Below are 25,768 nucleotides of genomic sequence, written 5' to 3'. Positions count from 1 at the left end.
TTCGCCGCGTCGGGGATACTGGAACGCGGCAGACGTAGAAGGAAAGGCCACAAACGTGACTGAGATCGAGATCGGGCGCGGCAAGCGCGGCCGCCGGGCGTACGCATTCGACGACATCGCCGTCGTCCCGAGTCGCCGTACCCGCGACCCGAAGGAGGTCTCGATCGCCTGGCAGATCGACGCCTACCGCTTCGAGCTGCCGTTCCTGGCCGCCCCGATGGACTCGGTCGTCTCGCCCGAGACCGCCATCCGCATCGGCGAGCTGGGCGGCCTCGGCGTGCTGAACCTCGAGGGTCTGTGGACCCGCTACGAGGACCCGGAGCCGCTGCTGGCCGAGATCGCCGAGCTGGACGAGCACGCCGCGACCCGGCGCATGCAGGAGATCTACGCCGCTCCGATCAAGGAGGAGCTGATCGGGCAGCGCATCAAGGAGGTCCGCGACTCCGGTGTCGTGACCGCCGCCGCGCTCTCCCCGCAGCGCACCGCGCAGTTCTCCAAGGCCGTCGTGGACGCCGGCGTGGACATCTTCGTGATCCGCGGTACGACCGTCTCCGCCGAGCACGTCTCCGGCGCCGCCGAGCCGCTGAACCTCAAGCAGTTCATCTACGAGCTGGACGTGCCGGTGATCGTGGGCGGCTGCGCCACCTACACCGCCGCGCTGCACCTGATGCGCACGGGCGCGGCCGGTGTCCTCGTCGGCTTCGGCGGCGGCGCCGCGCACACCACCCGCAACGTCCTGGGCATCCAGGTCCCGATGGCCACCGCGGTCGCCGACGTGGCCGCCGCCCGCCGGGACTACATGGACGAGTCCGGCGGCCGCTACGTCCACGTCATCGCGGACGGCGGCGTGGGCTGGTCCGGCGACCTGCCGAAGGCCATCGCCTGCGGTGCCGACGCCGTGATGATGGGCTCCCCGCTCGCGCGCGCCACCGACGCGCCGGGCCGCGGCCACCACTGGGGCATGGAGGCCGTCCACGAGGACGTGCCGCGCGGCAAGCGCATGAACCTGGGTGCGGTCGGCACCACCGAGGAGATCCTCCTCGGCCCCTCGCACACCCCGGACGGTTCCATGAACTTCTTCGGCGCGCTGCGCCGGGCCATGGCGACCACGGGCTACAGCGAGCTGAAGGAGTTCCAGCGCGTCGAGGTGACGGTCGCCCCGTCGCAGCACGACAAGCGCTGACGCAGCTTCTCCGGGGCCCGGTCCGCCGTCAGGCGGGCCGGGCCCTTTGTGTCCCCGTCAGCTCCGTATAAGGGTTCGGCTATAGGGAATACTGGCGACTTATGGCGCAAAGCAAGTCGTTCAGCGGCAGGGACATGGGCATCGACCTCGGCACCGCGAACACGCTGGTGTACGTACGGGGGAAGGGGGTGGTGCTCAACGAGCCATCAGTCGTCGCCGTCAACGCCGAGGACGGCAGCGTGCTCTCGGTGGGCTTCGAGGCCAAGGAGACCATCGGCCGGACCCCTTCGAACATCGTCGCGATACGCCCGCTGCGCGACGGCGTCATAGCCGACTTCGAGGTGGCCGAGCGGATGCTGCGGCACTTCATCAAGAAGGTCATGGGCAACCGCCGCTTCTCCCGGCCGCGCGTCGTGGTCTGTGTGCCGTCCGGCATCACGGGCGTCGAACGCCGTGCCGTCATCGAGGCCGCGGCCCGGGCGGGCGCCCGGCAGGTGCACCTGGTCGAGGAGCCGATGGCGGCGGCGATCGGCGCGGGCCTGCCGGTCAGCGAGCCCACCGGCTGCATGGTCGTCGACATCGGCGGCGGCACGACCGAGGTCGCGGTGATCTCGCTGGGCGGGATCGTCACCGCGCGCTCGGTGCGGACGGCGGGCGACGCGATGGACGCGGCCATCATGTCGTACATCAAGAAGGAGTACGCCCTGGCCATCGGCGAGCGCACGGCCGAGGAGCTGAAGATGAGCATCGGCTCCGCCTCGCGCACCGGCTACTGGTCGGCCTCCGGGCTCTCGGCCCTGTCCAAGCAGCAGGAGCGGAACGGGGATTCGGCGGCGGTCGCCGACTCGGAGGAGACCCAGGGCCTGCGGCCCGGGGACCGCTGCACGATCCGCGGCCGGGACCAGGTCAGCGGGCTGCCCAAGACCCTGGAGCTGACGGCGGACGAGATCCGGCAGGCGCTGGCCGAGCCGGTGGACGCCATCGTCATGGCGGTGCGCCAGACGCTCGACGAGACGCCGCCGGAGCTGTCCGGCGACATCATGGACCGCGGCATCGTCCTCACCGGCGGCGGTGCGCTGCTGCGCGGCCTGGACGTGCGGCTCAGCTCGGAACTCGACATCCCGGTGCTGGTCGCCGACGACCCGCTGGACTGCGTGGCCGTGGGCACCGGGCGCTGCGTGGAGGACTTCTCCTCGCTCCGCACCGTCCTCGACGCCCAGCCGCGAATGCTGTCGACGGGGCGGCTGTAGGCCCGTAGACCCGTAGGCCCGTACGCCGGGACCGGCGCCGTTACAGCCGGTGCGTCGCGACGGCGGGGCTCGCGCCCCGGGTGTCCAGCAGCAGCTGCGCCTTGACCGCGAGCCCCTGCATGTCGTACGTGCGGTGGTGCTGGAGAAGCACCGTCAGGTCGGCAGCGGCCGCCGCCTCGTACAGGCCGTCGGCGCGCGGCACCGGCTGGCCGAGGACGCGCCACTGCGGCACATGGGGGTCGTGGTAGCTGAGCTGGGCGCCCATCTCCACCAGCCGGGCGGCGATCTCGCGGGCGGGCGAGCCCTCCTCGTCCCCGACGTCGGCCTTGTAGCTGACGCCCAGCAGCAGGACGCGGGCGCCGCGCGCCGACTTGCCGTGCTCGTTGAGGAGCATGGCGCAGCGCTGGACGACGTAGCGCGGCATCCGCCCGTTGATCTCCTGGGCCAGTTCCACCATGCGCAGCGGATAGCCGAGGCTGCGGCCCTTGTAGGAGAGGTAGTTGGGGTCGAGGGGCACCCCGTAGCCGCCCACGCCGGGGCCGGGGCGGAACGCCTGGAAGCCGAAGGGCTTGGTCTCCGCGCAGCGCACGACGTCCCAGAGGTCGACGCCGATGTCGTGGCAGAAGACCGCCATCTCGTTGGCGAGCGCGATGTTGACGTGCCGGTAGTTGGTCTCCAGGACCTTGACGGCCTCGGCCTCGCGCAGGCCGCGGGCGCGGACGACCTTCTCGCAGATGCGCCCGTAGAAGGCGGCGGCCGCCTCCGTGCAGGCGGGGGTGAGGCCGCCGATGACCCTGGGGGTGTTGGCGAAGCCGTGGCGGCGGTTGCCGGGGTCGATGCGGCTGGGGGAGTAGGCGAGGTGGAAGTCGCGGCCGGCACGCAGCCCCGAGCCCTCCTCGAGGAGGGGCCGCAGGTACTCCTCCGTGGTGCCGGGGTAGACGGCCGACTCCAGGAGCACGGTGGTGTGCGGGCGCAGCCGGGACGCCAGCACCCGGGCGGCGTCGCCGATGGCCGTCAGATCCAGGGCACGGTCCTCGCCCAGCCGGGTGGGCACGCAGATCACGGCCGTGCGGACCCGGCCCAGCTCGGCGTCCTCGGTCGTGGCGCGGAAGCCGGCCGAGAGCATCCGGCGGATCCCGGCGGCGGTGAGGGAGCCGTCGCCGCCCTCGGCGGGCAGGTGGCCGGCCCGGAGCGCGGCGACGACGCGGGCATCGGTGTCGTAGCCGACGGTCGGGATGGCGGCCGCGGCGGCGGCCTGCGCCAGGGGAAGGCCGAAGGGGCCGAGGCCGATGACGGCGAGGTCTGCGGGCATGGCGGGATGCGGTCCTTCCCGGAGGGGATTTCCGGCGGGGATCGGCCGTTACATAAGGTTAGGCGGATATATGACTGTTATGCGGTATTGCCGCGGCCGTGGCCTGGGAGGTTGTCCGGACCCGCCGTCCGGTCCGTCGTACGGTCCGCCGCCCGGGCCCCGGCGCCGGAGGCGGCCCGGCCGCTGCGGCGAGCCCGGTTCCGGCACGGCCGAAGCGGCCGTTCTGGGGCAGCATCGGAGGAGGACGGGTTCCGTACGGCGCGGCGCGGGCGAGCTGCGCGGCCGGAGCGGGCGTGCCGGTCCGGCGGCGACGGGCCACCGGCAGCGGCGGCGACAGCGGTCAGGCGGGAGGCAGTGGTGAGGACGGCGACACTCGGGCCGGCCGAGCGCGGCGAAGCGCTCGCCCGGATGGCGGATCGGGAACTGGACATCCTCGTGGTCGGCGGCGGCGTGGTCGGCGCGGGCACCGCGCTGGACGCGGCCACCCGCGGCCTCGCGACCGGCCTCGTCGAGGCCCGGGACTGGGCCGCGGGCACCTCCAGCCGCTCCAGCAAGCTCATCCACGGCGGGCTGCGCTACCTGGAGATGCTCGACTTCGCCCTCGTCCGCGAGGCCCTCAAGGAGCGCGGGCTGCTGCTCCAGCGGCTGGCCCCGCACCTGGTCAGGCCGGTGCCCTTCCTCTACCCGCTCCAGCACAGAGGCTGGGAGCGCTGCTACGCGGGCGCGGGCGTGGCGCTCTACGACGCGATGTCCGTCTCCTCCGGGCACGGGCGGGGGCTGCCGGTCCACCGCCACCTCAGCCGCCGCCGCGCGCTGCGGGTCGCGCCCTGCCTGCGCAAGGACGCCCTGATCGGCGCCCTCCAGTACTACGACGCCCAGATGGACGACGCCCGCTACGTGACCACCCTCGTGCGCACGGCCGCCGCCTACGGCGCCGACGTCGCCAACCGGGCGCGGGTGGTGGGCTTCCTGCGCGAGGGCGAGCGCGTGGTCGGCGCCCGCGTGCGCGACCTCGAGCAGGGCGGAGAGTTCGAGATCCGCGCCCGGCAGGTCGTCAACGCCACAGGGGTGTGGACGGACGACACCCAGGGGCTCATCGCCGAGCGCGGTCAGTTCCACGTACGGGCCTCGAAGGGCATCCACCTGGTCGTGCCCAAGGACCGCATCCACTCCACCACCGGGCTCATCCTGCGCACCGAGAAGAGCGTGCTGTTCGTGATCCCCTGGGGCAGACACTGGATCATCGGCACCACGGACACGGACTGGGACCTGGACAAGGCCCACCCGGCGGCCTCCAGCGCCGACATCGACTACCTGCTGGAGCACGTGAACTCGGTCCTCTCGGTGCCGCTGACCCGGGCCGACGTGCAGGGCGTCTACGCCGGGCTGCGCCCGCTGCTGGCCGGGGAGTCGGACGCGACCAGCAAGCTCTCGCGCGAGCACACCGTGGCCCACCCGGTGCCGGGCCTGGTGGTCGTGGCGGGCGGCAAGTACACCACGTACCGGGTGATGGCGAAGGACGCCGTGGACGAGGCGGTGCACGGCCTCTCCCAGCGGGTGGCGGACTGCGTCACCGAGGATGTGCCGCTGGTCGGCGCGGAGGGCTACCGGGCGATGTGGAACGGGCGCGCCCGGCTCGCCCTGCGCACCGGCCTGCACGTGGCCCGCGTCGAACACCTGCTCAACCGGTACGGGTCGCTGATCGACGAGGTGCTGGCCTACGTCGTCGCCGACCCGTCGATGGGCGAGCCGCTCGCGGCCGCCGAGGACTACCTGCGGGCGGAAATCGTCTATGCCGCCTCGCACGAGGGGGCGCGACACCTGGACGACGTGCTCACGCGCCGGACGAGGATCTCGATCGAGACCTTCGACCGGGGTACGCGCAGCGCCCGCGAGGCGGCCGGGCTGATCGCCCCGATCCTGGGCTGGGACGCCGCGCAGGTCGACAAGGAGGTCGAGCACTACGAGAAGCGCGTGGAGGCGGAGCGCGAATCACAGCTCCAGCCCGATGACCTGACGGCGGATGCGGCACGGCTGGGGGCACCGGAGATCCAGCCGCTCTAGGGGGTGTCCGGCCCGCCGGCCCCCCGGCGCTCAGCCCGTCCGGCGCGGCGTGCAGAACTCCGCTCGCAGGAGCCTCGCTTCGGCCCGGGCGGGAAGACGCGCGTCGCTGTTGGCCCGGTAGCTGACCACGTGTCGGCCGTCCGGGGTGCCCAGCGTCTGGACGTACGAGCCGTTGATCTCGCCGTTGTGGCCCCACACGGTGCGTCGGCAGGGCAGCCGCACGGGGAACAGCCCCATGCCGTAGCGGCCGCCCGAGGCCGAGGTGTCGCGCATGGCCCGCAGCTCCGCCGGGGGCAGCAGCTCGCCGCCGAGCAGGGCGGCGAAGAAGCGGTTGAGGTCGGGGAGCGTGGAGACCAGCTCGCCCGCGGCGCCCGCCGCGGAGGGGTTGAGGTCGGTGACGTCGGTGATGCGGGGCGCCCGGCCGCGGCCCGGGCCCCGGACGACTGTGCTGTAGGCGCGGCCGTGCGGGCGCGGGAGCGAGGTGCGGGTGCCGGGAAAGCTGGTGCCTGTGAGGTGCAAGGGGTCGATGACGCGCCGTTCGGCCTCGGCGGCGTAGGAGTGGCCGGTGACCTGACGGATGGCCATACCAAGGAGTAGGTAATCGGTGTTGGAGTAGCGGTAGCCCGCTCCGGGCGGCCCGTACGGAGGGTGCGCCAGGGCCGTCCGCACCAGCGCTTCGGGGGAGTGGGACTCGAAGCGGTGCGCGGCGGAGCCCGGGCCGAGGAAGCGTCCGAAGAAGGCGCTGTCGTCGGTGTAGGAGAACAGCCCGCTGGTGTGGGTGAGGAGTTGGCGGACCGTGACCGTCCGCCCGCCGGGCCGGGCGTCGAGGGCGGCCGCGGTCGGGGGCGGGAGGTGTGCGGTGACCGGATCGTCCGGGTTCAGCCGGTGCTCGGCCACGAGCTGGAGGACGACGGTGGCGAGGACGGTCTTGGTGATGCTCCCCGCGCGGAAGCGGTCCGTGGGGCGGATACGACGGCCGGTACGCACATCGGCCACCCCCGCGGTGCTGAACCGGGGCGACCCGTGAGCATCTTGTGACAGCTCGGCGGCCCCTGGAACCGTGCGCTCCGAAACCATGTCCTGTAGAACTGAGGAGCGGGCGACGACGCCGCCGCATGCCGTCGTCACCGATGCCGTCAGGGCGCAGCATGCTGCGGTCAGAGCCGCGGTGAGGCGCGGGAGGGCGATACGCGTCGGCATGCGCCCATCATCCATGGGCTCTCGGACCCTGGCCTTCCACCGGTCCGCGGATGAGAGACAATGGTGGCTCTGCCAGGGTCGGTTGGTCGCAGAGCTGATTGCCAGAGGGGACGCATGTCGGAGGCGGAGCAGACGCAGGGCACGACAGGGCGCCTCCTCGCCGGGCGATACCGCCTCGGGGGCGTCCTCGGGCGTGGTGGCATGGGCACGGTCTGGCGGGCGACCGACGAGACCCTGGGGCGCACGGTCGCGGTCAAGGAGCTGCGCTTCCCCGCGAACATCGACGAGGACGAGAAGCGTCGCCTCATCACCCGCACGCTGCGCGAGGCGAAGGCGATCGCCCGCATCCGCAGCGCGGGCGCGGTGACCGTCTACGACGTCGTGCACGAGGACGACCGCCCGTGGATCGTCATGGAGCTGATCGAGGGCCGCTCGCTCGCCGATGTCATCCGCGAGGACGGGCCGCTCAAGTGGCGCAGAGCCGCCGAGGTCGGCCTGGCCGTTCTCGACGTGCTGCGCGCGGCGCACCGCGAGGGCATCCTGCACCGCGACGTGAAGCCCTCGAACGTGCTCATCGCGGACGACGGCCGTGTCGTCCTCACCGACTTCGGCATCGCACAGGTCGAGGGCGACCCCTCGGTCACCTCGACCGGCATGCTCGTCGGCGCGCCCTCGTACATATCCCCCGAACGGGCACGTGGTCAGAAGCCCGGCCCCCCGGCCGACCTGTGGTCGCTGGGCGGTCTGCTGTACGCGGCCGTCGAGGGCATGCCCCCGTACGACAAGGGGTCGGCCATCGCGACCCTCACCGCCGTCATGACCGAGCCGCTGGGCCCGCCGAAGAACGCGGGTCCGCTGGAGGGTGTCATGTACGGGCTGTTGGCCAAGGACCCGCAGAAGCGGCTGGACGAGGCGGGCGCGCGCGCCCTGCTGACGGACGCCGTCAACGCCCCGGACGAGCGCCTGCCGAGGGCACCCGAGCCCACGCCGGACCTGGAGGCCACCCAGGCCATCGCCATGCCGACCCTGCCGAACATCCCGTCCGTGTCCGACAAGCGGTCCCGGTCGGCGGCCGCGCCGTCGGCCGGTGCGGGTGCGACCGGTGGGGCGGGCGGGGCGAAGCCGTCCGCCAACTCGTCGTACAAGGCGAAGAGGAGCAGCTTCGGCAGCAGCGGCGCCGGCGCGCGGTCGTCGGCGCCCTCCTCGTCCTCTTCGCCCTCTTCGGCCTCGCGTTCCTCCTCGGCGTCGGCGCGCTTCTCGGCGGGCGCCGCCCCGCGGCCGACGGACGCCCCCACCGAGCGGACCCGTGGCTCCTTCCGGCCGCTGCGCGACGTGACTCCGGCCGGCTCGTCGCAGTCGGAAGGGCTGGGACAGCCCGTGAAGCTGCGCGTGGGAAGCGTCGCCGCGGGCGCCCGGGGCGGCCGTGGCATGCGGACCGGCACCTACGGCCGCGCCTCGATCACGGACGTCGTGCCGCGCCGGGTGCTGCTCATCGCCGCCGTCGTGGTCGTCCTCGCGGTCGTCGGCACGGTGCTCGCGCTCACGCTGAGCGGCGGTGGCAAGGACGCCGACGGCAAGGGCGGTTCCTCCCCCTCGCACAAGAAGGCGGCAGTGTCCGCCACCGTGCCGGCAGGGCGGTAAGGGCGCCGCACCCCGCTCCTTCCCCCCTCTGGCCCCCTTCCGGGGAGGGCAGGGGGAGCACGGGGAGGCGCACGGAGGCATACCGCGCGGCGTGCCGGGGACGTACTGAGCCGTACGGGCCCGAAGGGGCGGGTTCGGCACGTATCGTGAGTCGTCGAGGACCGTACGCAGCCGCAATGGGCAGTTGAATGACCGGCTTTGACGGTTGTTCGGCCGTTGGTGGTGCATCGCACGATTGGGCGGATCGCACGATTGGGGAGGCGTTGTGGACGACTACGCGGGCCGAGTGCTCGCCGACCGCTACCGTCTGCCACTGCCTCCGTCCGAGGCGTTCGAACTCGTCGAGACGCGGGCCTTCGACACCTACAGCGGTCAGGAGGTCCTCGTCCGGCAGATCCCCCTGCCGGAGGTCGTGGACGCCGAAGTCGTGGGCGACGACGGCCCGCACGGGCCCGGAGGCCGTGGTCCCGCGGCCGGTGGCCGGGAGCCGGGCGGCGCCCGGAGCACGGTCCAGGGAGCCGGTGACCCGGCGGTGCGCCGCGCCCTGGCGGCCGCCACCGCCGCCGCGCAGGTCCCCGACCATCCCCGGCTCGACCAGGTCTTCCACGTCTTCGCCGAGGCGGGCAGCCTCTGGATCATCAGCGAGCTGGTCTCCGCCCGCCCGCTCGCCGCCCTTCTCGCCGAGCGCACCCTGTCGCCCCACCGTGCGGCCGAGGTGGCCGCCGACGTCCTCACCGCCCTCCGGGCCCTGCATGCGCAGGGCTGGACCCACCGCAACATCACCGCCCGCACGGTCCTCATCTGTGACGACGGCCGGGCCATCCTCACGGGTCTGGCGGCCGGTGCCGCGGAGGAGGCGCTCTGCGGATACGACCCGGTCCCTAGGAGGACGGGGCGGCAGAGCGGATCCGCGCAGCCCCCGGGCGGCACCGTCGGCGGGCCGGGCACCGCGGGCCGCGCGGCTGTGCCCCCCGCCCGCGCCGCCGGGCAGACAGCCCGGCCCGGCGCGGCCGGCCGGGTGCCCGGACAGGGCGGCCCTGCATCTCCCGCCGCCGGGCGCGCGGGCGGAGTGCCGCCGCAGGGCGGGCCGGCGTACCGGGACCAGCAAGCCGCGGGCGGACTCCCGCGCCAGGGCACCGGCGGTGAGCGCGACGAGTCGCGCAACGCCCGCGCGCTGCGATCCGGGGCGATCGCCGCCTATCACGCGGCCGCCCGGGCCGCCGCCCGCGCGGCGGCCGAGGCCGCCTCCGGCCCCTCGACCGGGGCGTCCACCTGGGGCGGCGGCAGCGCTGCCAGCGGCAGGGCGCCCGCGCCCGAGTCCACCCCGCCGTGGAGCGCGGACGCCCTGGTGCACGGCACCGGCAGCCCCTCCGGCCGTCCGGAGCCGCCCGCCGCGGACGCCGCCCGGGGCGCCGCGCCCGGCCCGAACGGCTCCGGTGCCTCCGGCACGCCGGGCCGGGCCGCGGCCGAGCCCCCGGCGGCCGCTGCTGCCGGGGCCGCTCCCGGCACCCGGGGCTCCTCGGAGAGCTGGGGCCACACGGCCGTCGCAGGCGGCGCCCTCGCCGCCGAACGGGCCCGGCAGGCGCGCATGGTCGTGGTGGGCGCCGTCACCGAGCGCTGGGCACCCGAGCAGGCCTGGCCGGTGCAGGAGAACTGGCAGCTCGCACCGCCCGTCGGGCCCGCGGCGGACCTGTGGGCCCTGGGCGCCCTGCTCTTCCGCGTCGTGCAGGGGCACGCCCCCTACCCGGAGGACAGCACCGCCGAACTCGTCCAGCTGGTCTGCGCCGAGCCGCCCGCCTACGCCGAGGAGTGCGGCGCCCTGCGGCCCGTCGTCGAGTCGCTGATGCGCAAGGACCCCGCCGAGCGCCCCGAGTTCGAGGAACTGCGCGGCTGGCTCCGTTCCCTCATCCGGTCCGCGCCGGAGCCCGACCTCGGCAGCCGCACGGTCACCGTGCCGTCGATCGGGGCCCCCGCGCCCGCCGACGTCCGGCGGCTTCCGGTGGTCCGGCGGCGCGGCGAGCTGGTGCGCCGCAGGCTCGGGCGCACGGCCGCCCGGTCCGCCGGGCCGGTGCCGGCCTCCGCGCACGGCCGCCACAAGAGAACGGCCAAGGAGCCCGCCGGAGCCGGGCAGGGGCACGAGCACAGCGGATTCCACAGCACGGGACACCTCCAGGAGCAGCGGGTGCGCACCGCGCCCTCCCCGCACCGGCTCGGCAGGCTGCTGCTCGGGCTGATCCTGCTCGCCCTCATCGGTGCCGTGCTCTACGCGCTCCTGTTCATGCCGCGTGCCGACGAGAGCGCCGGACGGACCTCGTCGGACCGTACCGGCGCCGCCGGAGCGCTCAGTGCCGACCCCGGACGGTCGGGCGTCGCCGGACGCATGGGCCAGACGTCCGCCTCCGGCACGCAGGACGACGTGAGTCAGGAGCCCGGGGACGTCGCCAAGGGCTTCACCCTGCGCAAGGACCCCAAGGGCTTCACGGTGGCGGTCGCCAAGGACTGGCTGCGCCGCGGCGAGAACGAGCGCGGCCAGGTCGTCTACGTCGGCGGCGACTACGAGCTGATCGTGGTGCCGGGCCGCGACAAGGTGTCCGAGTTCGGCGCGGACCCCATGGCCTACCAGCAGGACAAGGAGCCGGAACTGGCCCCCTACCGCTCCTCGACCTGGTCGGGCGCCTCGGGCCTGCGCCGCATCGACGTGGGCGGGACGGCGACGGCGGAGGGCACGTTCAACTGGAACGACAGCAGCGGCCGCCAGGTCTATGTGCGCAACGCGGCGATGCTCCTGGACGGCGGCTATCACCTCGTGCAGGTGAGGGGCCCGATGGACGAACAGCGCTCGGTGGACACCTTCTTCGAGCAGGCGACGGCCACCTACCGGGCCCACGGCTGAGGCTCCGTCCCCTTCGGTGGCGCGCGCGGCTCAGTCGGCGAACCGCTCGCGCAGCTTGTGCTTGAGGACCTTGCGGAGCGTGTCGCCGCGCGGCAGCGCGTCCACGACCTCGAGCTGCTCGGGCACCTTGTGCACGGCCAGTCCCGTCGCCAGCAGGTGGGCGGCCACGCTCTCCAGGGTGAGCGGGGCGGCTCCCGCGGGCTGCTGGACGACGGCGCAGACCCGCTCTCCCCGCGCCCGGTCCGGCAGGCCGATGACGGCGACGTCCGCCACGCCCGGGTGGCTCTGCAGCAGGTGCTCGATCTCCTGGGCCGAGATGTTCTCCCCTTTGCGGATGATGACGTCCTTCGCCCGGCCGGTCAGCACGAGGTGTCCGTCCTCGGTGAGGTGGCCCAGATCGCCGGTGAGGAGAAAGCCGTCGGCGTCGAATGCCTCGGCGGTCCGGAGCGGATCGAGGTAGCCCCGGCAGACGGCCTCCCCGCGCAGCCGTATCTCCCCGTCGGTGCCGGCGGGCACCGGCTCGCCGTCCTGTCCGACGACACGGATCTCCATGCAGGCCGCCGGCCGCCCGGCAGTGGTGGCGAGTATCGAAGCCGGGTCCGCCGGATCCCCCATGGTGATCACCGGCGCCTCGGTCATGCCGTAGCCGTGGGCGAGCCGGCAGCCCAGCCCGCGGACCACCTCGTGATACAGCGCCGGGGGCAGCGGCGCTCCGCCGCCCGCCAGGAGCCGGAGCGTGGGGATCAGCCTGCGGGTGGGGTCCTTGCGCTGTTCGGCGAGGAACATCGAGTAGAAGGCGGTGGAGCCGCCTGCCACGGTGACGCGGTTCCGGCGGTAGGCGCCGAGGGAGCCGGGGAGGGCGAAGTGCTCCACGAGCAGGGCCGGGAAGCCGCACAGGAGGGCCATCACCGTGTAGTCGGGCCCGGCCACGTGCGCGTAGGGGAACGCCATGGAGCCGACGTCGTCCGGGGTGAGGGCGAGGGCCTCGGCCAGGCAGGCGCCCGAGGCGAGGAGGCTGCGGTCCGTGTGCAGGGCGCCCTTCGGGTCGGAGGTCGTGCCGGACGTCCAGTAGATCCAGCGGATGTCCGTGCCGTCGGCGGGCGGAGGCGGCAGAGCGGCGGTGCTGGCCTCCGGGAGGGCGTCGTAGGCGTTGAACACCAGCGGAGGCGTGGGTACCGACAGGGCGAGGCGGCGGGCCATCGCCATGTGGTCGAAGCCGCGCCAGACTCGCGGCACTGCGAAGAACTCGGCGTTCGTGGCGCGCAGTACGTGACCGGTCTCCCGGTCGCGGCAGGCCGGGATGACGGGCGACTGCACGGCGCCGAGGCGGGCCAGGGCCAGGCTGAGGACGACCGTCTCGATGCGCGTCGGCAGCTGCCAGACGACGCGGCTCCCGGACCGCACGCCGAGTGTGTGCAGCCAGGCGGCGACCCCTTCCGCCCGCGCACGCAAGCCCTCGAAGGTCAGCCGGCGGTCGGCGCCGACCTTGCCGTCGTGTTCGTCGGCCTGGATGAGGGCCGGGGCGCCGGGCGTGAGCGCGGTACGGCGGTCGAGCAGCTCCCACAGCGTGCGTGAACCCGCCAGTTCCTGTGCGATACCGGTCGGCATGCGGCCCCCCTCGCAGTGCAGTCGGTCGGGCGACTGATTGACCGTCAAGTCCGCCCGGAGCGTAGGGCGCCACGCCTTGTCGGTCCAGGGGGCCGGGGCTAGCCTCGGAGGCATATATCTGACGGAGCGTCAGAAGATGGGCCGGGAGAAGGAGCCCTCATGGACCTGCCCCTCATCGTCAGCGTCGACGACCATGTGATCGAGCCCGCCCATCTCTTCGAGGCCTGGCTGCCCGCCAAGTACCGTGATCGCGGGCCGCGCCCGCTGACCCACGGCATCGGGGAACTGGAGTACAGCGGCGGGAAGTACCGCTTCGCCATGGACCCGGACGGCCCGCCCACCGACTGGTGGATCTACGAAGACCTCCGGTTCCCGTACAAGCGCACCATCGCCGCCGTGGGCTTCGACCGCGACGAGATGACCCTCGAAGGCATCACCCGGGCCGAGATGCGGCCCGGCTGCTGGGACCCCGCCGAGCGGCTGAAGGACATGGACCTCAACCACGTGGAGGCGTCCCTCTGCTTCCCGACCTTTCCGCGCTTCTGCGGGCAGACCTTCGCCGAGGCGCACGACAAGGAGGTCGCCCTGGCGTGTGTGCGGGCCTACAACGACTGGATGGTCGAGGAGTGGTGCGGCGACAGCGGCGGCAGGCTCGTCCCGCTGTGCATCGTGCCGCTGTGGGACGTCGGCCTCGCAGCCGCGGAGATCCGGCGGAACGCCGCCCGTGGCGTGCGGGCCGTGACCTTCAGCGAACTGCCCACCCACCTGGGCCTGCCCAGCATCCACAGCGGCTACTGGGATCCCTTCTTCGCCGTCTGCCAGGAGACGGACACGGTCGTCAACATGCACATCGGCTCGTCCTCGCAGATGCCCGCCGCCTCGCCCGACGCCCCCACCGCCGTACAGGCGACGCTGTCCTTCAACAACGCCATGACGTCGATGGCCGACTTCCTCTTCAGCGGCGTCCTCGTGCGCTTCCCCCGCCTGAAACTCGCCTACAGCGAGGGGCAGATGGGCTGGATCCCCTACATCCTGGAGCGCGCCGACGACGTGTGGCGCGAGCACCGTGCCTGGGGAGGCGTCCGCGACCTTATCCCCGAGCCGCCCTCCACGTACTACTACCGGCAGATCTTCTGCTGTTTCTTCCGCGACAAACACGGAATGGCGTCACTCGACGAGGTGGGCCGCGACAACGCCACCTTCGAGACGGACTATCCCCATGTCGACTCCACCTTCCCCCACACCAGGCAGGTGGCCCTCGCGCACATGCGCGGCGTGGACGACGAGACCGTCCACAAGATCATGCGGGGCAATGCGATCCGGATGCTCGGCCTGGATCCGGACCCGTGGCAGGAGCGGGGCGGCCATGCGGGCAAGGGGACGGGCGGGGGTCCGGTCCCGGGGCGCGGCGGCACGGACGCGTGACGCCGATGGACCTCACCTTCACACAGGAAGAGGAAGACTTCCGGCGCCGCCTGCGCGCCTGGCTCCGGACGACGCTGCCGGGCCTGCCGGCCAAGCCGTCGCCACACGACTGGCCCGCTCGCCGGGCCTACGACTGTGCCTGGCAACGCGCCCTCCACGACGCCGGATACGCGGGCCTGCACTGGCCCGCCGACGCCGGCGGACGGGGCGCCACCCCCACACAGCACCTGATCTTCCTGGAGGAGACCGAACGCGCGGGCGCTCCCTACGTGGGTGCCAACTTCGTCGGCCTCCTGCACGCGGGCCCCACCATCGCCGCCGAGGGCACTGCCGCCCAGCGGGCCCGCTGGCTGCCGCCGATCCTGCGCGGCGACGAGGTGTGGTGCCAGGGCTTCTCCGAACCGGAAGCGGGCTCCGACCTCGCCTCCCTGCGTACCCGCGCGGTACGGGACGGAGACTCCTACGTCGTCACCGGCAGCAAGGTCTGGACCTCGCACGCCGAGATCGCCGACTGGTGCGAACTGCTCGTCCGTACCGACCCCTCGGCCACCGGCCACCGGGGCATCTCGTGGCTGGCCATGCCCATGGACGCCCCCGGGGTCACCGTCCGCCCGCTGCGCACCCTCGCCGGTTCCACGGAGTTCGCCGAGGTCTTCCTCGACGAGGTGCGGGTGCCGCTCTCCCACCGCGTGGGAGCGGAGAACGACGGCTGGCGGGTCAGCATGGTCACCCTCTCCTTCGAGCGCGGCACCGCTTTCGCCGGGGAGGTCGTCGCCTGCCGTCGCACCCTGGGGCAACTGGCCCGTACGGCAAAGGAGAACGGGACCTGGGAAGACCCCGTCCTGCGCCGTCGACTGGGGCGGCTCAGTGCCGAATTCGGGGCGCTGTGGCGGCTGGTGCAATGGAACGTCAGCGAGGCGCAGGGCTCCTTGCAGGGCGGTGGGGACGGGGTGCCCGGAGTCGGCGGCTCGGTCTTCAAGTTGCGTTATTCCCAGGCGCGGCAGGACCTCTTCGAGGCCGCTGCCTCGGTTCTCGGCGCCGGCTCGCTGGACGCCGATCACGAATGGAACGCCGAGCGGCTCTCCTCCCTCGCGTACACCATTGCCGCCGGTACCTCCCAGATCCAGCAGAACATCATTGCCGAGCGCATCCTCGGCCTTCCCCGAGGGCGGTGAGGGGCGACCATGGATTTCCGGCCGAGTGCGGACCAGCGGGCGTTGCGCAGGACAATGCGCGACATCATGACCGCCCGCTTTCCCCGGGAGCGGCTGCGGACGCTCGTGGATGCCGGTGGCCCGGACGGGAGCGTCGACCGCTCGCTCTGGCGGGAGTTGGGGAAAGCGGGAGTCTTTTCCCTGCACCTGCCCGAGAAGGAAGGCGGTGCCGGACTGGGGCCGGCCGAGGCGGTGGTGGTCTTCGAGGAGGCGGGCCGGGCCCTGCTGCCCGGGCCGCTGGTCGCCACCCATCTCGCGGCCGGTCCGGTACCCGGAGCGGCCGAGGGCGAGGCGGTGGTGACGGCCCTGGACGGCCCCGGCATGGTCGAGCACCTGGCCGCCGCCGATGCGGTCCTGCTGATCGACGGGTCGGCTCCCCGCCTGCTGCGAACGGCCGGGGGCGCGGGCCCCCGCGAGCTGGCCGCCGAACCCGTACGGTCGGTCGACCCGACGACACCCCTGCACCGCGTACGGCGCGTGCCACGGAATGCGGGCACCCCCATGGGGCCGTCCCCGGTCGGCCTCCGGGACGCGTCCCGCCTGCGCCTGGAGGCGGTCCTGCTGACGGCCGCCCAGCAACTCGGCACAGCGTCCCGGACTCTGGAGATGGCCGTCTTGCATGCGAAGAGCCGGGTGCAGTTCGGGCGCCCGATCGGAGCGTTCCAGGCGGTGCAACACCTCTGTGCGCGCATGCTCGTCCGTACGGAACTCGCACGAAGTAGCGTCTATGCCGCATCATTGACAATGACGCCGAGTGATATCTACGGGGCGAAACTGCTCGCGGATGAGGCTGCTGCCCGAAATGCCCGTGACTGTTTGCAACTGCATGGCGGCCTGGGTTTCACCTGGGACGCGGATGTCCATCTGCATCTGAAGCGGGCTTGGGTGAGGCTCGAACAATGGCGGACAACTGCGGAGGTCGAGGAGGCCCTGGCCACCGCCCTCCTGCGCGGGCCGGAAAATTGCTCGGCGTAAATCGCGAACTGTGCGAGTGGCGTTGCGTAATCGATGTGGGTGAAATGCGGGCTTGTATCCGAAAAATGATCACGATGCGTCGATATCGAGTTGTGCTCTTGGCGTTACTTGTCACAGGGCGGAGTCGGGACTCCCCTCGGGTACTCTCCCTTGCGTGCGAGTAGTTCAGTGGCGCAACAAAACTGCTGTTGCCCAAGTGGCTGTGGTGGGTGCGGGAATGCCTCTTGTTCGCACCGGAGCGGGGCGCCGAAAGCCCCGGTGTTCGAGCCCCTGCGGCGCGCGTCGCACAGTATGCAGCACGCATACTCCTTTGCGCCGGAATATGCCCGAAGCGCTTGTTGGGGTAACGGAACGTCAACCATGCTGTCTCGGAGGGAGATCACGGATCGTGACTCCCCAGAGACGCGAGGCGTTGTGTCCGCCGGTTCGGATGGTGTGAGCGGTGCAGGTGCTTCAGATGCAGATGGAGGTCGGGGCCGACCCCGCGGAAGTGGGCCGGGCTCGCAGGTGGGCGCGTTCGCGGCTCGCCGGGTCCGGGATAGGGGTCGACGAGCCCCTGGCCGAGACGCTGATCCTGCTGATCTCCGAATTGGTCACCAACGCCGTGGTGCACACGGGCTGTCCGGCCGTGCTGCGGATGCTCTTCCCGGGTGCGGGGGCCGCGGGCGCCATGGCCGGGGGGTGTCCGGGCACCGTCCGTGTCGAGGTGGCCGACGTCAGCACCTGTCCGCCCATGCGGCGGTGTGCCGAGGGTGACGACACCGGCGGTCGCGGCCTCGAACTGGTCGACGGTCTCGCCGACCGCTGGGGCTGGCACCGCGAGGGTGCCGGCAAGCGCATCTGGTGCGAAATCGATCGCGGGGACCAGCTCTGGGGTAGTGCTTTTGAGCCACAACACGCCGCGACAAATCGGGCGTAATCGACAAAGTCCAGACCAGGTGTTGACGTGAAGTGTTCACGTGATCACCCTTGGATGCAGCGATTCGTTGCGAGGGGACGTCGAGAGGCCCGTGTGACCGGGGCTGCCTTGGCGAGTACGGGTCGCGATCCGGCGCGACAACAGGGCTCAGGCGCCGGAGCTGGGTGGCGGCGCACGGTGCCGTGCTCGGGGTGCGCATCTGTGCGCCGCCGCCCGCCCGCCTTTTCGTTCAGAGGATCGCCACCGGGGCCACCGGCGTCCCCGTCCCGCCGACGAACGGCTCCGGCATGGCGGCCAGCAGAAACGCGTAACGCCCTGCCTCGGCGCACGCTTCGGAGAGTCCTTCGAGGTTCCAGTTCTGCCCCTGCGGCATGCCCATCTCCACGAGATGGAGTGCGTGCACGCCCATCCAGAGGCCCTCGATCTCCGGCGGGAAGATCTCGAAGGTGAGGGTGTCGTTGGCGACCGCGGCCACGTCCCTGGTGTGGAACCACTCGGGGGTGTGGATCGAGAGCCCGGGAGAGGGGAAGGCGTACGCCTGTTTGTCGCCCGCCAGATACTGCTGAATCTGGCCGGTTCGTACGAGCACGATGTCGCCGGACCGCACAGTGGTGCCTGCCAGTTCCTCGGCCGCCTCCAAGTCGTCGGGGGTGACGGCGTGATCGCCGTCCAGCCGGTCCACGCCGCGGGCTCGCGCCACGTCCAGGAGCACTCCGCGCGAGACGATGTGCCCTGCCTTCTCGACTCCGCTGAAGGCGGCCCGCCCGTGGCTCGTGATCGAGTCCGCCGGACGGCCGTTGTAGATCCGGCCGCTGTGCGAGACGTGGCAGAGGCCGTCCCAGTGGGTGCCCGCCTGAAGGCCCATGGCCACGGTGTCGTCGCTGGTGGCGACGGTTCCCGGCCCGAACATCTCCAGGTTGATCGCGACCATCGTGTGCAGCGGGTTGACCCGGCCGGGGATCGCTCCGGTCTGCACCCCGTCCTGCGAAAGGGGCAGGGCGAGGGGGATGCGCCGTCCGTCTGCGACGGTCCCGACGGCGGCGCGCACGACCTCGTCGGTGATGAGGTTGAGTGTTCCGATCTCGTCACCCTCGCCCCAACGGCCCCAGTTGTTAACTCGCTTGGCGATCTCGTGGAACTCGGCCGGCAGTGGCATCGGGATCCCTCCCCGGATCGTGGCGACGTGTGGGCCGCCCGCATGCGTCCACGCTCTTGTGTTCGGGCCCACTCTGCCCCAAAAATCTAACGGACCGTCAGAAAGTGCGGGAAGGGGGCGCGCCATGGGGAAGTTCTTGGCCGGGAAGGTGGTCGCCGTCACCGGGGCCGGCCGGGGCATCGGCCGGGCGGTGGCCCTGGCCTCCGCCGCGGAAGGAGCCAAGGTCGTCGTCAACGACTACGGCGTGTCCGTCCAGGGCGACGAGCCGACGAGCGAGGTCGCCACGGCCGTGGCCAAGGAGATCGAGGCGAACGGCGGTGAGGCGATCCCTGTCGCCGACGACGTCTCGACCATGGCCGGCGGCCGGCACGTGGTCGACACCGCGCTCGCCCGCTACGGACGTCTCGACGGAGTGGTCTGCGTCGCGGGAATCCTCCGCGAGCGCATGCTCTTCAACATGACCGAGGAGGAATGGGACCCGGTCGTGGCCACGCACCTGAAGGGCACCTTCACCGTCTTCCGCGCCGCCTCCGCGGTGATGCGACAGCAAGGAAGCGGCACCCTCATCGGCTTCACCAGCGGCAACCACCAGGGCAGCGTCTCCCAGGCCAACTACGCGGCCGCCAAGGGCGGCATCATCTCCCTGGTCCGCAGCGCGGCACTGGGCCTGCACAAATACGGTGTCACCGCGAACTGCGTGGCGCCCGTCGCCCGTACCAGGATGTCCGCCCAGGTACCGGTGGAACTCAAGGAGATCGGCGACCCGGAGGACGTGGCCCCCCTCGTCGTCTACCTGCTCAGCGAGCGCGCCCAGCAGGAGGGCATCACCGGGCAGGTCTACACCGTCGCGGGCCCCAAGATCGCGGTCTGGGCCCAGCCGCGCGAACTGCGCGCCGCCTACGCCGAGGGCCGCTGGACCCCGGAGCGCATCGCCGATCTCCTTCCGGGGACGGTCGGCACCGATCCGATGCCCTTGCTCGACAGGCTCCGGACGATGGCCGAGGCGGCCGCCTCCGGCCGGCGCCCCAACGCCTGACACCGCTGCGGCAGAGGAGCCGACATGGACTTCGCATTCGGGCCGGAGGACGAGGCCCTGCGCCGGGAGGCCAGGACCTGGCTGGCCGAGCACCTCCCCGGTGAAGCCCACCGCACCCCCGGCCGGGCCTGGGAACGTGAACTGGGCACCGGCGGATGGATCGGCCTCGGCTGGCCCCGCGCCCGCGGCAGCTACGGCAATCGCACCACGACACTGACCGGACAGGTCGTCTGGGCGGAGGAGTACGCACGCTCCCAGGCCCCCGCCCGCATCGGCCACCTGGGCGAGAACCTCCTGGCCCCCACCCTCCTCGCCCACGGCGACGAGGCACAGCGCGCACGCTTCCTCCCCGCCATCGCCGGCGGCAAGGAACTCTGGTGCCAGGGCTACAGCGAGCCCGGCGCGGGATCCGACCTCGCCGCCGTACGGACCACCGCCGTCCGGACCGGCGGAGGCCGCACCTACCGGATCACCGGGCGGAAGATCTGGACCTCCCTCGCCCACGAGGCCGACTGGTGTTTCGTCCTGGCCCGCACCACCGAGGGATCCCACCGGCACCAAGGTCTCTCCTTCCTGCTCGTGCCGATGGACCAGCCGGGCCGGATCGAGGTCCGGCCCATCCGGCAGATGTGGGGATCCGCAGACTTCAACGAGGTGCTGTTCGACGGCGCCGAGGCCCGCGCCGAGCACCTCGTCGGCGGCGAGGGCAATGGCTGGCGCGTCGCCATGGGGCTCCTCGCACGGGAGCGCGGAGTCTCCACGCTCGTCCAGCAGATCGGCTTCGCGGCCGAGCTGGCCCGGGTCGTCCGCCTCGCAACGGAGACCGGTGCCGCAGCGGAGCCGGTGCTCAGGGACCGGCTCGTACGGCAGTGGGCCGAACTCCAGACGATGCGCTGGAACGCCCTGCGGACTCTGGGGACATCGGACGACCCCGGGGCGCCCAGCGTCGCCAAACTGCTGTGGGGCGGCTGGCACAAACGCCTCGGTGAACTGGCGATGCAGGTGCGCGGCGCCCCCGCCGCCCTGGGACCGGACGACTGGCACGCCGACAGGCCGTACCGACTGGACGCCCTGCAACGCCTGTTCCTCTTCAGCCGAGCCGGCACCATCTACGGCGGCTCGGACGAGATCCAGCGCAACATCATCGCCGAGCGCGTCCTCGGCCTGCCGAAGGAGCAGCGGCCATGACGGCGTACGGGCACTGGATCGCCGGCGCCTGGCGCGCGCCGGGAAAAGGGCATTATCCAGTTGTCAATCCGGCGACCGAACAGGTCGTCGGGGAGGCCCCGGAGTCGACTCCCGCCGAAGTCGCCGACGCCGTGACCGCCGCGCGTGCCGCGCAGGACGGCTGGTTCCGTACAGATCCGCGCGAGCGCGCGGCAGTGCTCGACCGGATTGCCGGTCTGCTCATGGAGCGGAAGGGCGAACTCGTACCCCTCGTCCAGGCCGAGACGGGCGCGACGATGCGCGTCGCCTCGGCCATGCAGGTGCCCGTGGCGGCGGAACGCTTCCGGCGCTATGCGCGCGGTGCGCTGGAACCCGGCACGATCCCGCTCCCGCCGCAGCCCGTCGCGTCCGGCCCGCTCGCCCCCGGCGGCCTGATCGGCGCCGCCGCGGTGCGCCGCCCCGTGGGCGTCGTCGGCTGCATCACCTCCTACAACTTCCCGGTGGTCAATCTCGCGGGCAAGGTCGCCCCCGCCCTGGCCATGGGCAATGCGGTGGTCGTCAAACCGGCACCGCAGGACCCGCTGTGCTGTCTCGAACTGGGCCCGCTCTTCCGGGAAGCCGGCCTCCCGGACGGTGTGTTCAACGTGGTCACCGGCTCGGGCCCGGGCGCGGGCGAGGCACTGGTGGCCCACCCCGGTGTCGACATGGTCAGCTTCACCGGCTCCACAGCCGTGGGGAGGAAGATCGCCGAAACCGCGGGGAGGTCGATGAAGCGCACCCTGTTGGAGCTGGGCGGCAAGGGCGCGGCCATCGTCCTGGGGGACGCCGACGTCAAGGCGTTCGAGTCGGCGATCGGGGCGGTCGGTTCGGTCTGGTCCTTCCACAGCGGGCAGATCTGCACGGCGCCGACCCGCGTGCTCGTCCATCGATCGCTGTACGAGCAGGCCGTCGCTGCCCTCAAAGACTACGCTGAGTCACTGACAATCGGGGACCCTGTGGAAAACTCCACGATCGTGGGCCCGGTGATCTCCGCCGCGCACCGCGACCGCGTCGAGGTGTACATCGCGGGAGCCCGGAGCGAAGGGGCCCGGATCGTCACCGGAGGCACCCGCCCCCGCATCCGGCCCGGCTTCTACGTCGCCCCCACCCTCATCGCCGACGTCACGCCCAACATGACCGTCGCCCGCGAGGAGGTCTTCGGCCCCGTCGTCGCCGCCATCCCCTTCGCCGACGAGGACGAAGCGGTGCGGATCGCCAACGGCACCCCGTACGGCCTCCACGACTACGTCTTCAGCGCCGACACCAGCCGCGCCTGGGCCCTCGCCGCCCGGCTGCGCAGCGGGAACGTCGGCATCAACACCTGCCAGCGGCACCCCGAGACGCCCTTCGGCGGGTTCAAGGAGAGCGGTATCGGCCGTGACGGGGGCTCCTTCGCGCTGCACGCGTACAGCGAACTCCAGTCGGTCGTCTGGCCGTCCTGACCACCTGGCACCTGCCAACCACCGGCTGTCGGAGAGGACCACCACCCATGCGAGGCGTCATCTTCGACGGCAAGCGGACGCACGTCGTCGACGACCTGGAACTCCGAGCGCCCGGCCCGGGCGAGGTGCTCGTCGCCGTGGCCGCCGCGGGCCTGTGCCACAGCGACCTGTCGGTCATCGACGGCACCATTCCGCATCCCGTCCCCGTGGTGCTCGGCCACGAGGGGGCGGGCGTGGTCGAGGAGGTCGGCCCGGGCGTCGGCCACCTCGCGCCCGGGGACCGGGTGGCGCTGTCCACCGTGGCCAACTGCGGGGCCTGCCCCGACTGTCACCGCGGCAGGCCGACGATGTGCCGCACCTCCATCGGCAGGCCCGGCCGGCCGTTCACCCGGCGCGGGGAGCGGCTCCACCAGTTCGCGGCCACCTCGGCCTTCGCGGAACGCGCGCTCGTCAAGGCCGTCCAGGCGGTCAGGATCCCCGAAGACGTCCCCCTGACCTCCGCGGCCGTGATCGGTTGCAGCGTGCTCACCGGAGTCGGCGCGGTCCTCAACCGGGCGAGGGTGCGCCCGGGGGATTCCGTGCTCGTCATCGGCGCGGGCGGCGTCGGGCTCAACGTCCTTCAGGGGGCGAGGCTCGCCGGCGCGTCGGCCGTCGTCGCGGTCGACGCGGACCCCGCGAAGGAGTCCCGGGCCCGGACGTTCGGCGCCACCCATTTCGTCGACGCCTCGGCCGTCCCCGACGTCCCGTCCGCCGTGCGGGAGTTCCTCCCGTCCGGCGCCGACCACGCCTTCGAGTGCGTCGGCGACGTCCGCCTCGTGCGGCAGGCCGTCGACCTCCTCGGCCGCCGCGGCCAGGCGGTGCTGCTCGGTGTGCCGCCCGTCCGGGCGGAGGCGTCCTTCCGTGTCTCGTCCCTGTACCTCGACAAGTCCATCCTCGGCTGCCGATACGGCTCCTCCCGTCCACAGCACGACATCGCGCTGTACGCGCGGCTGTACGGCGAAGGACGGCTGCTGCTGGACGAGCTGGTCACCGGCGTCCACCCGGTCGAGGAATTCGGTCGTGCGGTCGAGGACGCGCACAACCCGACCGCTGCCCGCAGCGTCTTCTCGTTCGAACGGTGACCCGGAACCGACCGGTGATCCGGGACCTGCCGCTCCTCATGTGATCCCTGTCGGAGGCCTTGCGCCGTCCGTCGTCTGCGTGTGGGGTGGGCTCACGGCTCCTGCCGTCCGGGCAGCCCCTGCTCTCAGGCGAAGTACGACCATTCGGTAAGAATGGTCGCCTGGTCGGCCGGCGTCGGTGCGGTGGTGTGTCCAGGCCTCGTCGTCGGTGTGGACCGGTGGGCCGAGTGCGGTCTCGGACCTTCCGCAGCGGAACCTCTCGGCCTCTGGGGGAATCATTCTTGGAGAGAGGGGCTGATATGGCACAGCAGGCTGAGCCGGACGCGATACCGGACGAGGCGGCGAAGGGCGCCGTACCCGAGGAGCCCCGGGGGCTCCCGCAGCGGGTGATGCACGGCGACGGCTTCGGCGCCGCGTTCTGCGCGTCCATGGGCGCCCTCTGCGGCGAGGCTGTCATCGCCGGGACGGCCGCCGTGCTCGTCCTCCTCTCGCGCGAGCACGACGGGATGCCCAAGGGCCCCGTCATGATCACTGCCGTGGTGCTCGTCGCCCTGCTTCTCACTGTGCTGATCAGCGGCTTCGTCACGGCGGCCACCGTCATGCCCGCGCTCGGTCTGGCCCGGTGGGCGTCGCGGCGCCGGTGGCACGGCGACGGCTGGCTGTGGACCGCCGGTGCCGTGCCCGTCGTCTCGGCGGCGACGGTGATCGTGTTCGGTGCCGTGGCCGCGCTGGGCAGCCTCTCCCTCGCCCGGCCGCTCAGCTACCTCATCTGGTGGGGTTCCCTCACGGTCGGGCTGCTGCCCGCCGCGCTCGTCGGCCGGGTGGCCGCCCGCCGGGTCCGCGAAGGCCGTTCCGGCAGCGTGGCCCGCCGGGTGACGACCGTCGGCACCGTGGCGTGGCTGACCGTCGGCTCGCTGGGCGCGGGAGCGTACGCGGCCGGGCTGGCGAAGGTGTACGAGCCGCCGCGCCTGACCAAGGCGGACTTCACCGGCACGTGGACCGACGGGCGTGGCGGAACGGTCAAGCTCGACGAGGACGGCGCCGCGGTCGCCAACGGGCTCGACAATTTCACCTGGGACGGCACGGGCAAGGACAAGCCGAAGGACTGCGACGGGTCCGGCACGTGGGCGCCGCTGAAGGACGGCGGCCGGGTGCAGGGCGTCTCGCTGCGGATCAACTCCTGCGAACTCTCGCGCGACTGGAGCGTCATCGGCACGGAGCGGGAGCCGCAGATCTTCCACGAGATCGGGAAGCCGGGCTCCGGCAAGCGCTACGTCCTGACCAAGGTGGTCAAGCACAAGAAGAAGTAGGCACGGCTGCCGCACCTTGCCGGGCGCTCCGGAGCCGGAGCGACCGGCAACGGACGTTCAGGAGCCGTGTGTGCCGAACGCGTCGAACGTGCCGAAGGCGCCCCGGTGGAAGAGCAGCGGACCGGGGCCCGCAGCGCCCTTGTCGGTCCCCAGCGCCTCCACGCGGCCCACGACCACGAGATGGTCTCCGCCGGTGTGGACGGCGTGGATCGTGCAGTCGATCCAGGCCGGTACGCCCTTCAGCCTCGGAGACCCGGTGACCGGGGCCGGTTCATGAGGGACGCCCGCGAACTTGTCGGCCGTTTGCGAACTTCGGACGGCGAAACCTTCGCAGAGCGATTTCTGCCCGGATCCCAGGACGTTGACGCAGAAGACCCCGGCGCGGGCGATCTGCGGCCAGGAGGTGGACGTACGGGCCACCATGAAAACGACCAGCGGTGGTTCGAGGGACAGCGAGGCGAACGACTGGCAGGCGAAGCCCGCCGGAGGCCTCCCCTCCGCCCCGGGAGCCGTGACGACGGTGATCCCGCTGGCGAAGTGGCCCAGAACATCACGGAACTCGCGCGGCGTCGGCTGAGGCGCTTCGTCCGCCCGTACGGCCCGAAGGTGCGGGCGGGGCACGGGAGGCTCGGGTGGCGCAGCAGTCGTCGTCGACCCCACCGATCGCAGGTGGCGCACGGCCACGGCCGCCATTCCGGCGTGTCCCATCATGTGACCCATTGAAGCTGACGGTCAGTCAGATTGAAAGGGCCGTGCGCCCCCGCCCGGGCCGTGGAGCCGACCGTCGCTCCGCCGCGTGGCGGCGGCCCGTCC

General features: G+C 72.4%; 18 protein-coding genes and 1 pseudogene. 14 read left to right on the top strand and 5 right to left on the bottom strand.

Annotated elements, in window-relative coordinates; genetic code table 11:
- Positions 1 to 55: 55 nt before the first annotated feature.
- Together AC1Z4A_RS13390 and AC1Z4A_RS13385 are read left to right on the top strand one after the other, a co-directional pair.
- Complete coding sequence (locus tag AC1Z4A_RS13390) at positions 56 to 1,183, top strand: GuaB3 family IMP dehydrogenase-related protein (protein ID WP_483678608.1); 1,128 nt, start codon at positions 56 to 58, stop codon at positions 1,181 to 1,183.
- Positions 1,184 to 1,284: 101 nt separating this feature from the next.
- Entirely contained in the window at positions 1,285 to 2,433 is a 1,149-nt protein-coding gene (locus tag AC1Z4A_RS13385) for a rod shape-determining protein (RefSeq protein ID WP_483678607.1), read from the top strand.
- A 40-nt stretch (positions 2,434 to 2,473) separates the two neighbouring features.
- On the opposite strand, the gene AC1Z4A_RS13380 is transcribed toward AC1Z4A_RS13385, so the two are convergent.
- Positions 2,474 to 3,745, bottom strand: coding sequence for a nucleotide sugar dehydrogenase (locus AC1Z4A_RS13380; RefSeq protein ID WP_483678603.1), 1,272 nt, complete (start codon positions 3,743 to 3,745; stop codon positions 2,474 to 2,476).
- Positions 3,746 to 4,102: 357 nt separating this feature from the next.
- On the opposite strand from AC1Z4A_RS13380, the gene AC1Z4A_RS13375 reads away from it, so the two are divergent.
- On the top strand, positions 4,103 to 5,809 hold the full coding sequence (locus AC1Z4A_RS13375; RefSeq protein ID WP_483678601.1) for a glycerol-3-phosphate dehydrogenase/oxidase: 1,707 nt from the start codon (positions 4,103 to 4,105) through the stop codon (positions 5,807 to 5,809).
- Positions 5,810 to 5,839: 30 nt separating this feature from the next.
- On the opposite strand, the gene AC1Z4A_RS13370 is transcribed toward AC1Z4A_RS13375, so the two are convergent.
- A complete protein-coding gene (locus AC1Z4A_RS13370) occupies positions 5,840 to 7,009 on the bottom strand; it encodes a serine hydrolase domain-containing protein (protein WP_483678600.1) in 1,170 nt (389 codons plus the stop codon).
- A 114-nt stretch (positions 7,010 to 7,123) separates the two neighbouring features.
- Here AC1Z4A_RS13370 and AC1Z4A_RS13365 point away from each other — a divergent pair.
- Both AC1Z4A_RS13365 and AC1Z4A_RS13360 read left to right on the top strand, forming a co-directional pair.
- Positions 7,124 to 8,629: pseudogene (locus AC1Z4A_RS13365) on the top strand (serine/threonine-protein kinase); the annotation flags it as partial.
- 286 nt (positions 8,630 to 8,915) lie between these two features.
- Positions 8,916 to 11,543 carry a protein kinase gene (locus tag AC1Z4A_RS13360; protein WP_483678598.1) on the top strand — a complete coding sequence of 876 codons (2,628 nt, stop codon included), beginning with the start codon at positions 8,916 to 8,918 and terminating at the stop codon, positions 11,541 to 11,543.
- A gap of 30 nt (positions 11,544 to 11,573) precedes the next feature.
- Here AC1Z4A_RS13360 and AC1Z4A_RS13355 read toward each other — a convergent pair whose 3' ends face one another.
- Positions 11,574 to 13,151, bottom strand: a complete 1,578-nt coding sequence (locus tag AC1Z4A_RS13355; RefSeq protein WP_483678594.1) for a class I adenylate-forming enzyme family protein — start codon at positions 13,149 to 13,151, stop codon at positions 11,574 to 11,576.
- A gap of 159 nt (positions 13,152 to 13,310) precedes the next feature.
- On the opposite strand from AC1Z4A_RS13355, the gene AC1Z4A_RS13350 reads away from it, so the two are divergent.
- From AC1Z4A_RS13350 to AC1Z4A_RS13335, 4 genes are all read left to right on the top strand, one after another.
- A complete protein-coding gene (locus tag AC1Z4A_RS13350; RefSeq protein WP_483678590.1) occupies positions 13,311 to 14,576 on the top strand; it encodes an amidohydrolase family protein in 1,266 nt (421 codons plus the stop codon).
- A gap of 5 nt (positions 14,577 to 14,581) precedes the next feature.
- Complete coding sequence (locus tag AC1Z4A_RS13345) at positions 14,582 to 15,751, top strand: acyl-CoA dehydrogenase family protein (RefSeq protein ID WP_483678587.1); 1,170 nt, start codon at positions 14,582 to 14,584, stop codon at positions 15,749 to 15,751.
- A 9-nt stretch (positions 15,752 to 15,760) separates the two neighbouring features.
- The gene (locus AC1Z4A_RS13340; protein WP_483678586.1) at positions 15,761 to 16,765 is read left to right on the top strand and encodes an acyl-CoA dehydrogenase family protein; all 1,005 of its coding nucleotides are present in this window, start codon (positions 15,761 to 15,763) and stop codon (positions 16,763 to 16,765) included.
- Between the two features lie 442 nt (positions 16,766 to 17,207).
- Positions 17,208 to 17,684 (top strand): ATP-binding protein, encoded by a 477-nt coding sequence (locus tag AC1Z4A_RS13335; protein ID WP_483678584.1) that lies wholly within the window; start codon positions 17,208 to 17,210, stop codon positions 17,682 to 17,684.
- Positions 17,685 to 17,913: 229 nt separating this feature from the next.
- On the opposite strand, the gene AC1Z4A_RS13330 is transcribed toward AC1Z4A_RS13335, so the two are convergent.
- Positions 17,914 to 18,840 (bottom strand): cyclase family protein, encoded by a 927-nt coding sequence (locus AC1Z4A_RS13330; protein ID WP_483678583.1) that lies wholly within the window; start codon positions 18,838 to 18,840, stop codon positions 17,914 to 17,916.
- A gap of 124 nt (positions 18,841 to 18,964) precedes the next feature.
- Here AC1Z4A_RS13330 and AC1Z4A_RS13325 point away from each other — a divergent pair, with 124 nt between their 5' ends.
- From AC1Z4A_RS13325 to AC1Z4A_RS13305, 5 genes are all read left to right on the top strand, one after another.
- The gene (locus tag AC1Z4A_RS13325; protein WP_483678582.1) at positions 18,965 to 19,876 is read left to right on the top strand and encodes an SDR family NAD(P)-dependent oxidoreductase; all 912 of its coding nucleotides are present in this window, start codon (positions 18,965 to 18,967) and stop codon (positions 19,874 to 19,876) included.
- A 24-nt stretch (positions 19,877 to 19,900) separates the two neighbouring features.
- Positions 19,901 to 21,064, top strand: coding sequence for an acyl-CoA dehydrogenase family protein (locus AC1Z4A_RS13320; RefSeq protein ID WP_483678581.1), 1,164 nt, complete (start codon positions 19,901 to 19,903; stop codon positions 21,062 to 21,064).
- Positions 21,061 to 22,524 carry an aldehyde dehydrogenase family protein gene (locus AC1Z4A_RS13315; RefSeq protein WP_483678580.1) on the top strand — a complete coding sequence of 488 codons (1,464 nt, stop codon included), beginning with the start codon at positions 21,061 to 21,063 and terminating at the stop codon, positions 22,522 to 22,524. The genes AC1Z4A_RS13320 and AC1Z4A_RS13315 overlap by 4 nt, the downstream gene beginning before the upstream one ends.
- 47 nt (positions 22,525 to 22,571) lie before the next feature.
- Entirely contained in the window at positions 22,572 to 23,645 is a 1,074-nt protein-coding gene (locus AC1Z4A_RS13310; protein ID WP_483678578.1) for a Zn-dependent alcohol dehydrogenase, read from the top strand.
- Positions 23,646 to 23,944: 299 nt separating this feature from the next.
- Entirely contained in the window at positions 23,945 to 24,955 is a 1,011-nt protein-coding gene (locus AC1Z4A_RS13305) for a hypothetical protein (protein ID WP_483678576.1), read from the top strand.
- Positions 24,956 to 25,012: 57 nt separating this feature from the next.
- On the opposite strand, the gene AC1Z4A_RS13300 is transcribed toward AC1Z4A_RS13305, so the two are convergent.
- Positions 25,013 to 25,675 carry a flavin reductase family protein gene (locus AC1Z4A_RS13300; RefSeq protein ID WP_483678574.1) on the bottom strand — a complete coding sequence of 221 codons (663 nt, stop codon included), beginning with the start codon at positions 25,673 to 25,675 and terminating at the stop codon, positions 25,013 to 25,015.
- Positions 25,676 to 25,768: the final 93 nt, after the last annotated feature.

It is taken from the genome of Streptomyces sp. 17_S59 (assembly GCF_056930295.1).
The sequence above is the reverse complement of the archived record's forward strand: the minus strand, read 5'-3'. Positions and strand labels throughout refer to the sequence as shown.

Coding starts and splice junctions, on each gene's coding strand:
- AC1Z4A_RS13330 (WP_483678583.1), bottom strand. CDS start 18,840: ATGCCACTGCCGGCCGAGTTCCACGAGATCGCCAAGCGAGTTAACAAC.
- AC1Z4A_RS13305 (WP_483678576.1), top strand. CDS start 23,945: ATGGCACAGCAGGCTGAGCCGGACGCGATACCGGACGAGGCGGCGAAG.
- AC1Z4A_RS13385 (WP_483678607.1), top strand. CDS start 1,285: ATGGCGCAAAGCAAGTCGTTCAGCGGCAGGGACATGGGCATCGACCTC.
- AC1Z4A_RS13315 (WP_483678580.1), top strand. CDS start 21,061: ATGACGGCGTACGGGCACTGGATCGCCGGCGCCTGGCGCGCGCCGGGA.
- AC1Z4A_RS13340 (WP_483678586.1), top strand. CDS start 15,761: ATGGATTTCCGGCCGAGTGCGGACCAGCGGGCGTTGCGCAGGACAATG.
- AC1Z4A_RS13345 (WP_483678587.1), top strand. CDS start 14,582: ATGGACCTCACCTTCACACAGGAAGAGGAAGACTTCCGGCGCCGCCTG.
- AC1Z4A_RS13310 (WP_483678578.1), top strand. CDS start 22,572: ATGCGAGGCGTCATCTTCGACGGCAAGCGGACGCACGTCGTCGACGAC.
- AC1Z4A_RS13355 (WP_483678594.1), bottom strand. CDS start 13,151: ATGCCGACCGGTATCGCACAGGAACTGGCGGGTTCACGCACGCTGTGG.
- AC1Z4A_RS13300 (WP_483678574.1), bottom strand. CDS start 25,675: ATGGGTCACATGATGGGACACGCCGGAATGGCGGCCGTGGCCGTGCGC.
- AC1Z4A_RS13380 (WP_483678603.1), bottom strand. CDS start 3,745: ATGCCCGCAGACCTCGCCGTCATCGGCCTCGGCCCCTTCGGCCTTCCC.
- AC1Z4A_RS13325 (WP_483678582.1), top strand. CDS start 18,965: ATGGGGAAGTTCTTGGCCGGGAAGGTGGTCGCCGTCACCGGGGCCGGC.
- AC1Z4A_RS13320 (WP_483678581.1), top strand. CDS start 19,901: ATGGACTTCGCATTCGGGCCGGAGGACGAGGCCCTGCGCCGGGAGGCC.
- AC1Z4A_RS13370 (WP_483678600.1), bottom strand. CDS start 7,009: ATGCCGACGCGTATCGCCCTCCCGCGCCTCACCGCGGCTCTGACCGCA.
- AC1Z4A_RS13350 (WP_483678590.1), top strand. CDS start 13,311: ATGGACCTGCCCCTCATCGTCAGCGTCGACGACCATGTGATCGAGCCC.